Origin of the sequence: Methylomonas koyamae (genome assembly GCF_001644025.1) — a bacterium.
GTDB lineage: Bacteria > Pseudomonadota > Gammaproteobacteria > Methylococcales > Methylomonadaceae > Methylomonas > Methylomonas koyamae_A.
Map to the genome: position 1 here is coordinate 1 of NZ_LUUK01000033.1, position 13778 is coordinate 13778.

Below are 13778 nucleotides of genomic sequence, written 5' to 3' on the forward strand. Positions count from 1 at the left end.
CCGCGACGACGCGTCGATTTTTCCCGCCGACCTGGTCGCCGAACTTAAATCCAACGACCGTTTAATTCTCGACGCCGGACAGCGGGTCACGGTTACCGAACACCTACCCACCAATGACGGCGAAACAATTTTCATGACGACCAAGGGGCCTTTGCTGGCCGACGACGGCCGAATCGTCGGCCTGTTCGGCATCGCCAGGGACATCACCGAACTGAAGCGCAGCCAGGACGAACTGCGCCAAGTACACGACCGCAACCAACGTTATCTGGATACGGTGCAAACCTTAATGCTCGCGCTGGATATGGAAGGCCGCGTCAAGATGATTAACCGGGCCGGCTGTGCGCTGCTCGGCCGCGCCGACACCGACATGACCGGCCGCGATTGGTTTTTGGACTGCGTTCCGCAACCGCGGGGCCAGCGCGATCTTTACCCGCGCTTTCGGAACGTATTGACCGGCGTGCAAGACGCGCGCTTGGACGACGAATACCCCATTCTGACCAAAACCGGCGAAACCCGGATGATACGTTGGCATCACAAACTATTGACCGACGCGGACGGCCGGTTAACCGGCCTGCTCAGTTCCGGCGAAGACTTAACCGAGCGCTTGCAAACTCAATCGACCCTCGACGAAAAAGAAACCTTGCTGCGCAGGCTCGGCGCGATGGCTAAAATTGGCGGCTGGCGCTATACGCCGGCTTCCGGCGCATTGACCTGGACCGACGAAGTCGCCGACATCCTGGCCTTGGCGGCCGACGCAAAGCCCGAGCTGGATACCCTGTCGAGCCGTCTGGCACCGGCCGAACGGCACATCCTCGATCAAGCGCTGCGCGACGCGGCTCTGCACGATACCGCGTTCGATTTGGAGTTGGCCGCCACCGGCACCCACGGAAACACCCAATGGTTCAGAGTTACCGGCCAAGCGCTCCGCGACGGCACGCAAATCGACGGCACCCTGCAGGACATCACCGAACGCAAACACGCCGAACTACAGCTGCTCAAACTATCGCAAGCCGTCGAACAAAGTCCGGAAAGTATCGTCATCACCGACCTCAACGCCAACATCGAATACGTCAATCAAGCTTTCGTACAGGCCACCGGCTTCGAGCGCGCAGAAGTCCTCGGCAAAAACCCCAGGATTCTGCAATCCGGCAAGACCTCTCCGGCGGTATTTGGCGACCTGTGGCAGGCCCTGCAACAGGGGCAGAGTTGGCAGGGCGAATTCATCAATACCCGCAAGGACGGCAGCGAATACGTCGAGCTAGCCAGCATTAGCCCGATTCGCGACGCCAATGGTCGGATCAGTCATTATCTGGCTATCAAGGAAGATATCAGCGACAAAAAACGCCTGTCGGAGGAATTGTCGCGCCACCGCCGCAACCTGGAAGAATTGGTCGCGGAACGCACCGCCGAACTGCGGCTGACCGGCAATTACCTGCAAGCGCTGATCGACAACATTCCGCAACTGGCTTGGCTGAAAGACATAGACGGTCATCTCCTGGCCGCCAATCGCGCGTTGGCCGACTTCAGCGGCATGTCCATCGTCGACATACTCGGAAAAACCGATGCCGAACTGTACCCTCCCGAGATTGCCGAACGCAATCGCCACATGGAACAGCGGGCCATCGAAACTCGCGCCCGGCAAACGATAGAAGAATATTTACCTTGGCAACCCGGCCGGATCCACGAAACCAGTCGAGCTCCGGTCATCGATGCCGACGGCCGGGTCCTGGGTACAGTCGGATTTTCCCGGGACATCTCGTCCCAAAAAAACCTGGAACGCGAACGCGAGCGAGCACGCCTGGCCGCCGAGGCCGCCAACCGCGCCAAAACTGCGTTCCTGGCCAACATGAGCCATGAAATCCGCACGCCGATGAACGCCATCATCGGCTTGACCCACTTGTTGCAAGCCGCCGAACCGACACCGAGCCAATCGGAACGGTTGACTAAGATCAACGCCGCCGCCGACCATCTGCTGAATATCGTTAACGACATTCTCGATCTGTCCAAGGTCGAATCCGGCCGGATGACGCTGGAACAAACCGAGTTTTCGGCACACGCGCTACTCGACCATGTCTATTCGTTGATTTACGACAAGGCCAAAACCAAGGGTTTGGCCGTTTACATAGAATGCGATCCCGTGCCGGCATCGCTGTCCGGCGACCCGACCCGGTTGCGCCAGGCCTTGCTGAACTACGCCGGCAATGCCGTCAAATTTACCGAGACCGGCCAAATTACCTTGCGTTGCCGGCTGTTGAAAACCGACGCCGACCGGGTTTTATTGCGTTTCGAAGTGGAAGACACCGGAATCGGCATCGATAGCGCCAACCCCGGCAAGCTATTCGATGCATTCGAGCAGGCGGACGCCTCGACCACGCGCCGCTTCGGCGGTACGGGTCTGGGACTGACCATTACCCGCCGCTTGGCCGAGCTGATGGGTGGCGAGGTCGGGGTCGATAGCCGGCCGGGCCTGGGCAGCCGATTTTGGTTTACGGCTTGGCTGAACCTGGGGCGCGGCGTTGTTCAGCAGGAGCCCGACCAAGTCAATGGCGTTCAAACCCGCCAGAAGCTCAGCCAAGTCAACGCCCGCGTATTACTGGCCGAGGACAACGCCATCAATCGCGAAGTCGCCGAGGACTTGTTGCGCGGCGCCGGACTAAGCGTCGACAGCGCGGAAGATGGCGAAGCGGTTGTCGCGAAATTCGCCGCCGCCGACTACGATTTGATCCTGATGGACATGCAAATGCCGAAAATGAACGGCCTGGAAGCCACCCGCATCATCCGCGCCAGCGACAAGGGCCGCACGGTGCCCATCGTCGCCATGACCGCCAACGCGTTCAATGAAGATCGTCACACCTGTCTCGCCGCCGGTATGAACGATTTCATCGCCAAGCCGGTCGAGCCCGACACGCTGTATGCCACGCTGTCGCGCTGGCTGCGCGCGCCGCTGCCGCTACCCGACGCGACCAACGCGGAAGCGGCAGCCGACTTAGCGGCGCTTACCGACCTTGACTGGCAACGCGGCCTGGCTCTGTTGCACGGAAACCTGGAAAAATATCGGCGACTGCTGCGATTGTTCGCGGACAACCACCGCGCCGATCCAGCGGCTTTACTGGCTTGGCTGGAGGCCGGCGAAGTCGCCAAGATCGCCGATCTTGCCCATCTGTTGAAAGGCAGCGCCGGCTCTCTGGCGCTGATCGGAATCGCCGACCCGGCGGCCGACTTGCTGCGAGCGGCCAGAGCACGCGAACCGGCCGAAACCCTACTTGCGCGCATCGAAAGTTTGAACGCGGCCCTGCAGCGCTTCGTTGCCGAAGCCGACACTCGGTTACCGCCGCCGGCCATCGAGCCGACGCCAAGCAGTATCTCGGCCGCCGACTTGTTGCCCCGCTTGCGGTCGCTGTTAGCGTCCGGCGACATCCAAGCCAACGAACTGGCTCTGGAGCACCGCGCGGAGTTAAGAACCGCGCTCGGCGATCAGGTCTTACCGCTACTGCGCGCGATTGAAAACTTCGATTACGATGCGGCGTTGACACGGTTGGAAAGTTTCGACCAACCTCCGCGGGACCCGGATTAAATCCCGGCATGACGCTAGATGCCGCGCGATTGTCGCGAACGTATGACTATAAGCTTAGCCGGAGTAGCGTCAAGGCCGACCTCAGGTGCGGCGCTTCACTTTATGAGGCGACGACGCGATAATCGATACGCTAAACGCCGGCGAATCCGCGCCATGCCCAGTGGCGCGCCGACACGCCTGAAGCAAACGCCGCGCTGAGATCAGTGATAGTCGGTCGCCATCGCCCGCCCGACGCGCAGCGATCAACGCAGTTGTCCCAACCCCAGACTGGTCGCTATCGAATGGCCGAAATAAGCGCCCATCCGGCCGGCCAAGCGGTCCAGTAAACGCTCCTGCGGCGTGAAGTTCAGCGTGTGCTCGGTATCGAGTTGATCGCGGGCAACCGAATCGACGTTGCCGAAGTCGTCCGCCAAACCCAGTCTGACGCCCTCGGCGCCGGTCCAGACCAGCCCTGAAAACATGTCCGCCGTTTCTTTCAGTCTGTCGCCCCGCCCTTTGCGGACCGCGTCGATAAATTGCTGGTGAACCTGATCCAACATCGATTGCATGTGCTTGGTTTCCTGGCTGTTGGCCGGGGAAAACGGATCGAGCAAGGCTTTGTGCTCGCCCGCGGTCAAGGTCCGCCGTTCTATCCCCAGTCGATCGAGCACATTGGTGAAGCCGAAGTTATTCATGATGACGCCGATCGAGCCGATGATACTGGCTTGATTGACAAAAATCTTGTCGGCTGCGGCGGCAATGTAATAGCCGCCCGACGCGCAAACATCGCCGACCACCGCGTAAATCGGCAGATCGGGATGTTCGGCCTTGATCCGGCGAATCTCGTCGTAAATGTAACCGGCTTGCACCGGGGTCCCACCAGGCGAATTGACGTTCAAAATAATGCCCTTGGTGTTTTTGTCTTCGGCCGCATCCTGCAAGCCTTCGATGACTACGCTCGCCGAACTGGCCTCGCCGTCGGCAATCACGCCGACGATATCGACGACCGCCGCGTGCTGGCGATCGGAGCTCATTTTTTCCTCGAAGCTGGGATAGGTCGCGACCAGCAATACCGCCGACAAATACACAAAGGTCAAGGCCTTGAAAAAGATGCCCCAACGCCGCGCGATCTTCTGCTCGTTAATCGCGGCGAACGCCAGTTTCTCCAGCGTCTGCCGTTCCCAACCGCCTTCCTGGCCTTCCGGTTCCTGATTTTGATTTTGCGTGTCCAAGGACCTGCCTCCTTAAAGTAGACCGAGCAACTCGGTCGGAAAATTCAAACAATACAACGGCGAATAGCGTTTTAGCGTCTCTGCCGGATGCGCGCCGCAAGTCACCGCCGCAGCGGCGACGCCGGCGTTCAACGCCATTTGCAAATCGTGCACCGAATCGCCGACCATCAAGGTTCTGTCCTTGGCAACGCCCAACTCGGCGACGATTTCGTCGATCATCAGCGGATTCGGCTTGGACGCGGTCTGATCGGCGCTACGGGTCGTGCAAAAGCTGGCGGTCAAACCGGTACCGGCGATCACTTCCCGCAAGCCGGCACTTTTCTTGCCGGTGGCCACCGCCAAACGGTAACCGGCCTCTCGAAAGCATGCCAACATTTCCGGCACGCCGGGAAACAAGTCGTCCCTGCTCATTTCCCTGGAAAAAAAAGTTTGGGCGTAATCGCCGGCCAAGCGCCGGCCCTTTTCTTCGTCGAGTCCTGGAAACAACCGGGCCACGGCGTTTTCAATACTGAGCCCTATGATGTCCTTGACGGCTTGAGGTTCCGGTACCGGACAGCCTTGTCTGGCGGCGGCTTGGCGGATGCAATGCACGATCCAGTCCACCGAGTCGGCCAAGGTGCCGTCCCAGTCGAAAATAATCAAATCAAAGCGTTTCTTCATGCTCGAGCAAGGTTTGTAAATCGGCCGGCAGCGGCGCATTGAAATGCAGCGGGGCGCCGGTCAGCGGGTGGGCGAAACGCAGTTGCTCCGCGTGCAAGAATAAGCGCTTATAGCCGCGTTGCTTGAACGCCTTGTTGACGTTGTCCTCGCCGTAGCGGTCGTCGCCGACGATGGGATGCCCGAGCCAGGCGGCGTGCACCCGAATTTGATGGGTCCGGCCGGTCTTGGGCGCCGCATGCACCAGTGTCGCTTCCCGAAACGCCTTTAAGCGGGTGAACAAAGTCTCGGCCGGTTTGCCGGCCTGACTGACGACCACCATGCGTTCGCCACCTTGCGCGACGTTCTTCAGCAGCGGCACATCGACACGCTGACTTTTTCGTTTGAATTGACCGGCCAACAGCGCCAAATAAGTCTTTTGGATGCCGTCACCGCGAAACATTTCGTGCAAAACCCGTAGCGCCGAGCGCTTCTTGGCGATCAATAAACAGCCCGAGGTTTCCTTGTCCAGCCGGTGCACCAGTTCCAGAAACTTCTGTTGCGGACGGATTTGCCGTAGCGCTTCGATGATGCCGCCGCTGACGCCGCTACCGCCGTGCACGGCGAAGCCGGACGGTTTGTTGAGGACGATGAAGCCGTCGTCCTCGTACAGAATTTGGTTTTCCAGGCTGAACTTCAAGGCCGGCTGCACGATGGCCTCGTCGGCGGCTTCGGCCACCCTGACCGGCGGAATCCTGACGATGTCGCCAATGGCCAGTTTGTAGCTGACGTCGACACGCCCCTTGTTAACCCTGACTTCGCCCTTCCTGACCATCCGGTAGATACGGGTCTTGGGCACACCCTTGAGAAAACCGATCAGGAAATTGTCCAACCGTTGTTCGCTGTTCGCGTCGGTGACTTCCAACCATTGCACACTCGGGCGCGGCGTTTCGCTTACTTGATTCATGGCGGAAATAATAGCAACATCCAAGCCGGCCATGTTTAAAATTGCTGCCTCTGGTAAAGATTGCTATATTAGGCTAGTTTATCTATCGATAGACTGAGCGATGGAAATTGATTATCAGGCCACGCGGCCGTTTTCCTCGCTAAAATTAATAACAAGAATTTTCGGGTTTTATCGCTCGACCCATGATGAGCGACTTGCATCCTAAAGCATAGAGTTCGGTATAACAGATTCCCCGCACGACAAGCGCCACCCTCGGTCCATCCGATATTCGCTGCTATAACTACTACTATTCATTGCAGTTTTCAGTCAGTCCGGCCGCTCACTTGGTAACGCATCGGGAACCCGCCGCCTTTATCCGCGACAAACCAGCCTGTTTAAACTCTAGGTGGGATACACAACAATAAGGATAATTTAATGAAAAGAATGCTTATCAACGCCACGCAACCCGAAGAGTTGCGAGTGGCCTTGGTAGATGGTCAAAAACTCTATGATTTTGACATCGAAGTCCCTTCCAAAGAACAGAAAAAATCCAATATCTATAAAGGCATCATCACCCGGGTAGAACCCAGTCTCGAAGCCGCTTTCGTCAATTACGGCGCCGAAAAGCACGGCTTTCTGCCGTTTAAGGAAATCGCCCCGGAATACCGCACCGGCGACGACGGCGAAGGCAAGTCTTCGAAGTCGAATATTCGGGAAGGTCAGGAAATCGTCGTCCAGATCGAGAAAGAGGAGCGCGGCAACAAGGGCGCCGCGCTGACCACTTACATCAGTCTAGCCGGCACCTATCTGGTGCTGATGCCGAACAATCCCAAGGCTGGCGGCATCTCCCGACGCATCGAAGGCGATAATCGCAGCGAATTGCGCGAAACCATGGCGGCGCTGGAAATTCCGGACAGCATGGGCCTGATCATTCGTACCGCCGGTTCCGATAAAAACGTCGAAGAGCTGCAATGGGACTTGAATTACCTGATGCAACTTTGGGAAGCGATCGATCGCTCCAGCCAGGAACAAGCCGCCCCCTTCCTGATCTTCCAGGAAAGCAACGTCATCATCCGCGCGTTGCGCGACCATTTGCGCGGCGACATCGACGAAATCCTGATCGATCAGGAAGGCGCCTTTAAACTGGTGCAAAACTTCCTGAAGCAAGTGATGCCGCACAACCTGCATAAGGCCAAGCAATATCAGGACACCGTACCGCTGTTCAGCCGTTACCAAATCGAAACCCAGATCGAGATGGCCTACAAGCGCGAAGTCTCGTTGCCGTCCGGCGGCTCTATCGTCATCGACCATACCGAGGCGCTGACGTCTATCGACATCAACTCGGCGCGCGCCACCAAAGGTAGCGACATCGAAGAAACCGCGCTGAATACCAACCTGGAAGCCGCCGACGAGATTGCCCGCCAACTGCGGCTGCGCGATTTGGGCGGCCTGTTCGTGATCGACTTCATCGATATGATGTCGAACAAAAACCAACGCGAGGTCGAAAACCGCCTGCGCGATGCGTTGAAAATCGACCGCGCCCGCATTCAGACCGGCCGTATTTCGCGCTTCGGTCTAATGGAAATGTCGCGGCAACGCTTGCGGCCGTCGCTGGGCGATTCCACCCAACTGACCTGCCCCCGCTGCAAGGGCCAAGGCACGATCCGCAACGTGGAATCGGTGACCTTGTCGGTGTTGCGCCTGATCGAGGAAGAAGCGATGAAAAAAGGCACCGAGCGCGTCATCGCTCACCTGCCTATCGACTGCGCCACCTTCCTGCTCAACGAAAAACGCGCGGCGATTCAAGAAATCGAAGCCCGCCTGCATGTCGGCATCATTGTATTGCCGAGCAAACACCTGGAAACGCCGGCCTACGATATCGAGCGGATTAAAACGGTGGAAGGCGACGACAAGGCCAGCCACCTGCAATTGAAGGAAGAGGAAATCGCGGTACCGGAATTCGCCAAACAAGCCGGCCCGAAATCGGAAAAGGCGGCGATCAAGGAATTCCTGCCCGACTCGCCGGCACCGGTACAGAGCAAGAAAAATTCCGCCAGTCTGATCCAGCGCTTCTGGCAACGCTTGATCGGCAAGGACAAAATCGCCGAAACTCCGGAAGCCAGCGGCGAAGGCAAACCCGGCGAAGAAAGAAACCGGCCCAACCGCAACGTCCGCAAGGACCGCCCCGGTGCCGGCCGGAACGGTCGCCGCAACAACAACAATCGCCGCGGCGGCCCTAATCCGCAAGCGACGACGGACAACGCCATCACCCAAACCGCCAGCCCGGCCGCGGAACAACCATTGCCGGCGGCGTCAGGCGAACAGGAAGGCGAAGGCGCGCCGCGCCGTAACGGACAGGAGCGCAGCCGCCGCAACCGTAACCGTCGCCGTAACCCACGTAACTCGGCCGAGCGCAAAACCGAACAGAATTACAACGGCGAATCAGATCAGTCGTCCGCCGAGGCGCCCAGCAACCGCTACGTCAGCAACGACTCAATCGCCCCGGCGAATTCATATGCCAGCGAGTTTGCCGAGCGCAGCAGCAACCGCTCTCAAGAAAGTGCCGAGCCGCAACCTCGCCCGCAAAGCTCCGCCGAGGAATAAAAAACGGAGGCTCGTCGCTTGCCGAGCCTCCGTTTTCAACAGGCCAGCAGACCGATCCGCCTTAAAAACGGATCGAACCTCGATCAATCGATGTAACGCCTCAAAATATCCCCGTAAGCATCGATGCGCCTATCCCGCAAAAACGGCCAAATCCGCCGCACATCCTCGCTCCGTTTGGGATCGAGTTCGGCGAACAGCAAGCAATCATCAACGTCGTCGGCGCTCGCCAGCACTTCCCCCTGCGGTCCGGCGATGAAGCTGTTGCCCCAGAACTGAATACCCGGCGCTTGGTCCGGCGCGGCTTCGAAGCCGATCCGGTTGCAGGAAATCACCGGCAAGCCGTTGGCGACGGCGTGACCACGCTGCACAGTGATCCAAGCCTGCAATTGACGCTGCTTTTCCGCCGCCTCATCTTCCGGATTCCAGCCTATCGCGGTCGGATAGATCAACAGATCGGCGCCGGCCAGCGCCATCAGTCGCGCCGCTTCCGGATACCACTGGTCCCAGCAGATCAACACGCCCAATTTTCCCAGCGAAGTCTGGACAGGCTTGAAGCCCAAATCGCCTGGCGTGAAATAAAACTTCTCGTAAAAACCCGGATCGTCCGGGATATGCATTTTCCGAAACGTGCCGGCAATGCTGCCGTCCTTGTCAAACACTACGGCGGTATTGTGGTAAAGGCCGGGCGCGCGCTTTTCGAATATCGTCGAGACCACGACGACCTGATTGGCTCGCGCGGCCTCCGCCAAAGGCTCGCAACTCGGACCGGGGATAGCCTGAGCCAGGTCGAAACACTCGGTGTCCTCGCTTTGGCAGAAATAGTGATCCAGATGCAGTTCCGGCAACACCACCAACTCGGCGCCCTGTTGGGCGGCGGCTTGGATCCGGCTCAACGAATAGGCCAGATTGGTATCCCGGCCACGATTACAGGGCTGCTGAACGGCGCAGGCGATTATCGATTTTTTCATGGCTGGCTAGGAATTTAAGGACTGTGGACAGTGTGCTCGCGACAATGGATTCGCCGCGCGGGTCGCCGAGTTTAAAAGTTCAGCTTGACGAAAGCCGGCACCTGCATGCTGGCGCAGTGCAGACTGCCGTATTGGTGTACCAAGGGTCGGCAGGGCACCGCGACCGCTTTTCGATCCGGGAAACAGGCCGCCAAACGCTCCAACGCCAACGCGTCCATCGCATCGTCATAGACCGGCACCAACACCGCGCCGTTGATCAACAGGAAATTGGCATAGTTAGCTGGCAAGCGTTGGCCGTCCTCGTCGTAAATCGGTTTCGGCAACGGCAACGCCACCAATTTGTAGGGCTGGCCGGCTTCGGTACGGAAAGCTTGCAATTGCGTTTCCATATTTTTCAGGCTGGCGAAGTGCGGATCTTCACTGTCGTCGCAACTGGTGTACGCAATGGTTCCGGCATCGCAAAAACGGGCCAGGGTGTCGATGTGAGCATCGGTATCGTCGCCCGCCAGATTAGTTTGTTCGACCCATAGAATTCGTTTGGCGCCCAGATAATTTTGCACCTGCCCGGCAATCGCCGTTTCGCCTAGATCGGGATTGCGGTTCGGATTGAACAAACAATTCTTGGTCGTCATCACGGTACCCTGCCCGTCCGACTCGACGCTCCCCCCCTCCAGCACCAGATCGACTGTCGCGGTCGGAAAGCCCTTGAAGATCGGGTGAGCAAACAGCGCCAGATTCAACCCGTCGTCGTCAGCATGCGGGTATTTGTTGCCCCAACCGTTAAAGCGGAAATTCGCCAATTGCAATGCGGCCTTGGGGTGTTGCCATTCCAACGAGATGAACACGGTATCCCGCACCCAAATGTCGTTGTAAGCCGCTTGGACAAAATGCAAATTAGGATTGGGCGCCGTAAACTGCGCCTGAATGTGCTGCTGATGCTCGCCGTCCTTGCAAATAATTACCAGCGGTTGATAGGCGCTGATCGTCGAAACGATGAAGTGGTAGCTGTCCTCGACCGAAGACAAATTGCGAAAGTCGCCGCTAGCGTGCGGCCAGGCGATGATAACGGCCGATTGCGGCTCCCATTCGGCTGGAAAGCGAATCATGAAATACTCCCTGGATGTGGTAGCGATTGATAGTATAGGTATGGCTTATTGTATCAATGCTGACCGGATAAGACTTATCCGAGGGAAGATAATCCGGTACCGGCGACCCGGAACTGCCCAGACAGCCGGGCCAGGCCGGCGAACAATACAGGTCGCGGGGATAAGCGGACGCAATGGCTAAACTGGCGGCTTCCGAAAACGACTTCGCGCGCCCCGCTTGCTCGCCAAGCGGCGTTTCATCCCGTTCTATATCAAGTTTCACGAACACCGACTCTTGCATAAGGCCTCCTTCGAATCGACGAAACAGAAATGCCGGACGACCGGCACGGCCAACCCCAGACATATTCTAACCTCTAATATGACCTTCCTCGTTCGAAAAATTCAAAACTTTTGCTTGTTTTTTCGTTAGTTTTTCAAGAAATATCAACTAACACGCATCAGGGTCGGCGTAATTTTAAAACCGTAACCCAGCCCCCGACAATGGTTCATTTTCTCCTTGCCTTGCTCGTCGAATTCGCGACATTTCCGATGATTTCCGGCTAAAAGATTGATTTTTGGAAATTCTCGTCATACTTGTTGCGTTACGCGAATCTTTAATCAACACATTCGCCAACCGCAATCGCCGAAGCGACCAGCAGCGCTGGTCAGGCCAAAAAATAACAACAACGGAAATGACCATGCCGTCCAATCGCCGGTTTCCTCTAACCGCCCGCCACGTTGTTGGCAACTTGTTCGTCCTGGCGGCGCTCGCGCCGTTGCAATCGCCCCAGGCAACCGAGCCGCCGCCCAATCTGGAAGACTTTTCGATCAACGACTTGATGCAAATGGAAGTTTCGTCGGCATCCCGCAAATCGGAAACGCTGTCCGATACCGCCGCCGCGGCCTTCATTATCAGCCAGGAAGACATACGCCGCTCCGGCGCGACCAGCATTCCCGAAGCGCTGCGGATGGCGCCCGGCATCGACGTGGCTAGAATCGACTCCAGTGCTTGGGCTATTACCGCGCGCGGCTTCAACGGACGATACGCCAACAAGCTATTGGTCTTGATCGACGGGCGCAGTATTTATACGCCACTGTTTTCCGGCGTGTTTTGGAACCTGCAGGACACCTTGATCGAAGATATCGATCGCATTGAAGTGATCCGCGGTCCCGGCGCGGTGATGTGGGGCGCCAACGCCGTCAACGGCGTCATCAACATCATCACCAAGAAAACCAAGGACACCCAAGGCAATCTATTCGCCGCGGGCGGCGGCAATCAGGAACGCGGTTTCGCCGGTTATCGCCACGGCGGCCAGTTCGGCGACGACGGCAATTACCGGGTCTACGCCAAAACCTTCGAACGGGAAAGCTTCGTCAACTCGGCCGGCGAGCGCATTCACGACGACTGGCGTTCGGTACAAGGCGGCTTTCGGATCGACGGCCGAATCTCCAACGACAACCGCTACACGCTGCAAGGCGACGTCTATCGAAAGAACGTTGGCAACACCGTCGAACCGATTACCATCGCGCCACCCTACAACACGCGGTTTTCCAACGACGACCACGCCGACGGCGCCAATCTGCTGGCGCGCTGGGAAGGCAACTTGGCCGACGGTTCCGAATTCAAATTACAGACTTATTACGATCGGGTCGAATTCAATGCCGCTGAGCTTTCCGATTCCCAAGACATGTTCGACATCGACTTTCAACACCGATTACATCCGGCGGCCGACCACGACCTGATGTGGGGCCTCAACTATCGCTTCATTCATAGTGCCGTCACCAATACCGGCGCGATTTCGTACATCGATAGCGACCTTGGCTATCATAACGGCGGCGTATTCGCCCAAGACGACATCACGCTGATCGACGACACGCTGCGCTTGACCCTAGGCACCAAACTGGAGGAAAGCCACTTCGGCAACACTCAAGTCCAACCGAATGCCCGCCTGCTGTGGACGCCTAGCGCGCATCATTCGGTTTGGGCGTCGGTGTCGCGGGCGGCGCGCACCCCGTCCAGAGGCGAAGCTCAGGCCAATATCGCGCTGGGCACGACGCCGACCGGCTTGCCCGCCCCCTACGACCGCCTCCAGGTTCGCGGCCAGTACAATCCCAACCTACGCGCCGAAAAAGTCGTCGCGGCCGAAATCGGTTACCGCGCCCAATGGACGGCGCATTTCTCCACCGACGTCGCCGCGTTCAGCAACCACTACACCGACTTGATCATGTTTCGCAGAGGCAGCGTCAACCCGCTGGCCCCGCCGCCGCTGATCCTGCCGATGATCTGGTACAACAATAGCAGGGAAGTCACCACCCGCGGCATCGAGTTTTCGGCGGAATGGCAAGCGCTGGACTGGATGCGCTTTACCGGCAATTACAGCCACATCAAAATCGAAATGCCGTTCGACGCCAACAATCCGGACACGGCCGGCCTGTCCCCCCGCCATCACGGGTCGTTGCGCTGGCAGATGGATCTACCGGAAAACCTCAAACTCGATTTGACGCTACGTCATGTCAGCCGGCTAAACTCGGTCAGCCAGGCCATACCGGCCTACACCACCTTCGACGCCCGCTTGGCCTATCAGCCCGTGCCGGACATCGAACTGTCGTTTGTCGCGCAAAACCTGTTTTCGCCGCGCCACCCCGAATACCACGACTCATCGGCGATCTCGCTACCCGGCTCCGCGATGGAAATTCCCCGCTCGCTTTACGGCAAGATCGACTGGCGTTTTTGATTTTTCAAACTTTTCAACC

9 protein-coding genes are annotated in these 13778 nt (G+C 58.1%); 3 read left to right on the forward strand and 6 right to left on the reverse strand.

From position 1 onward, the window contains the following. The coding region (locus A1355_RS03150) for a PAS domain-containing sensor histidine kinase (protein WP_157197722.1) at window positions 1-3574 on the forward strand (3574 nt) is incomplete at its 5' end. A gap of 242 nt (window positions 3575-3816) precedes the next feature. On the opposite strand, the gene sppA is transcribed toward A1355_RS03150, so the two are convergent. From sppA to rluC, 3 genes are read right to left on the reverse strand one after another with little or no spacing between them, the layout of a single operon-like run. Beyond that, window positions 3817-4785, reverse strand: coding sequence for a signal peptide peptidase SppA (gene sppA / locus A1355_RS03155; RefSeq protein WP_064024908.1), 969 nt, complete (start codon window positions 4783-4785; stop codon window positions 3817-3819). Between the two features lie 12 nt (window positions 4786-4797). Continuing rightward, window positions 4798-5445 carry an HAD-IIIA family hydrolase gene (locus A1355_RS03160; RefSeq protein ID WP_064024910.1) on the reverse strand — a complete coding sequence of 216 codons (648 nt, stop codon included), beginning with the start codon at window positions 5443-5445 and terminating at the stop codon, window positions 4798-4800. Then, the gene (rluC, locus tag A1355_RS03165) at window positions 5429-6388 is read right to left on the reverse strand and encodes a 23S rRNA pseudouridine(955/2504/2580) synthase RluC (RefSeq protein WP_064024935.1); all 960 of its coding nucleotides are present in this window, start codon (window positions 6386-6388) and stop codon (window positions 5429-5431) included. Before rluC ends, A1355_RS03160 begins: the two co-directional genes overlap by 17 nt. A 414-nt stretch (window positions 6389-6802) precedes the next feature. On the opposite strand from rluC, the gene A1355_RS03170 reads away from it, so the two are divergent. Further along, window positions 6803-8971, forward strand: coding sequence for an Rne/Rng family ribonuclease (locus tag A1355_RS03170; protein WP_064024912.1), 2169 nt, complete (start codon window positions 6803-6805; stop codon window positions 8969-8971). Window positions 8972-9054: 83 nt separating this feature from the next. Here the strand turns inward: A1355_RS03170 and A1355_RS03175 are convergent, their stop codons facing one another. The 3 genes from A1355_RS03175 to A1355_RS25565 form a co-directional block, all read right to left on the reverse strand. After that, window positions 9055-9939, reverse strand: coding sequence for a carbon-nitrogen hydrolase (locus A1355_RS03175; protein WP_064024914.1), 885 nt, complete (start codon window positions 9937-9939; stop codon window positions 9055-9057). Between the two features lie 71 nt (window positions 9940-10010). After that, window positions 10011-11045: an agmatine deiminase family protein gene (locus tag A1355_RS03180; protein WP_064024916.1), complete on the reverse strand. Its 1035-nt coding sequence runs from the start codon at window positions 11043-11045 to the stop codon at window positions 10011-10013. Continuing rightward, the gene (locus A1355_RS25565) at window positions 10981-11325 is read right to left on the reverse strand and encodes a hypothetical protein (protein ID WP_197471704.1); all 345 of its coding nucleotides are present in this window, start codon (window positions 11323-11325) and stop codon (window positions 10981-10983) included. The genes A1355_RS03180 and A1355_RS25565 overlap by 65 nt, the downstream gene beginning before the upstream one ends. 397 nt (window positions 11326-11722) lie before the next feature. On the opposite strand from A1355_RS25565, the gene A1355_RS03185 reads away from it, so the two are divergent. Then, window positions 11723-13759, forward strand: a complete 2037-nt coding sequence (locus A1355_RS03185; RefSeq protein ID WP_064024937.1) for a TonB-dependent receptor plug domain-containing protein — start codon at window positions 11723-11725, stop codon at window positions 13757-13759. The last annotated feature ends 19 nt before the right edge of the window (window positions 13760-13778 follow it).

Bases quoted from the DNA above. Each gene is read 5' to 3' on its own strand.
- A1355_RS03160 (WP_064024910.1), bottom strand. From the start codon at position 5,445: ATGAAGAAACGCTTTGATTTGATTATTTTCGACTGGGACGGCACCTTG.
- rluC (WP_064024935.1), bottom strand. From the start codon at position 6,388: ATGAATCAAGTAAGCGAAACGCCGCGCCCGAGTGTGCAATGGTTGGAA.
- A1355_RS03170 (WP_064024912.1), top strand. From the start codon at position 6,803: ATGAAAAGAATGCTTATCAACGCCACGCAACCCGAAGAGTTGCGAGTG.
- A1355_RS03175 (WP_064024914.1), bottom strand. From the start codon at position 9,939: ATGAAAAAATCGATAATCGCCTGCGCCGTTCAGCAGCCCTGTAATCGT.
- A1355_RS03180 (WP_064024916.1), bottom strand. From the start codon at position 11,045: ATGATTCGCTTTCCAGCCGAATGGGAGCCGCAATCGGCCGTTATCATC.
- A1355_RS25565 (WP_197471704.1), bottom strand. From the start codon at position 11,325: ATGCAAGAGTCGGTGTTCGTGAAACTTGATATAGAACGGGATGAAACG.
- A1355_RS03185 (WP_064024937.1), top strand. From the start codon at position 11,723: ATGCCGTCCAATCGCCGGTTTCCTCTAACCGCCCGCCACGTTGTTGGC.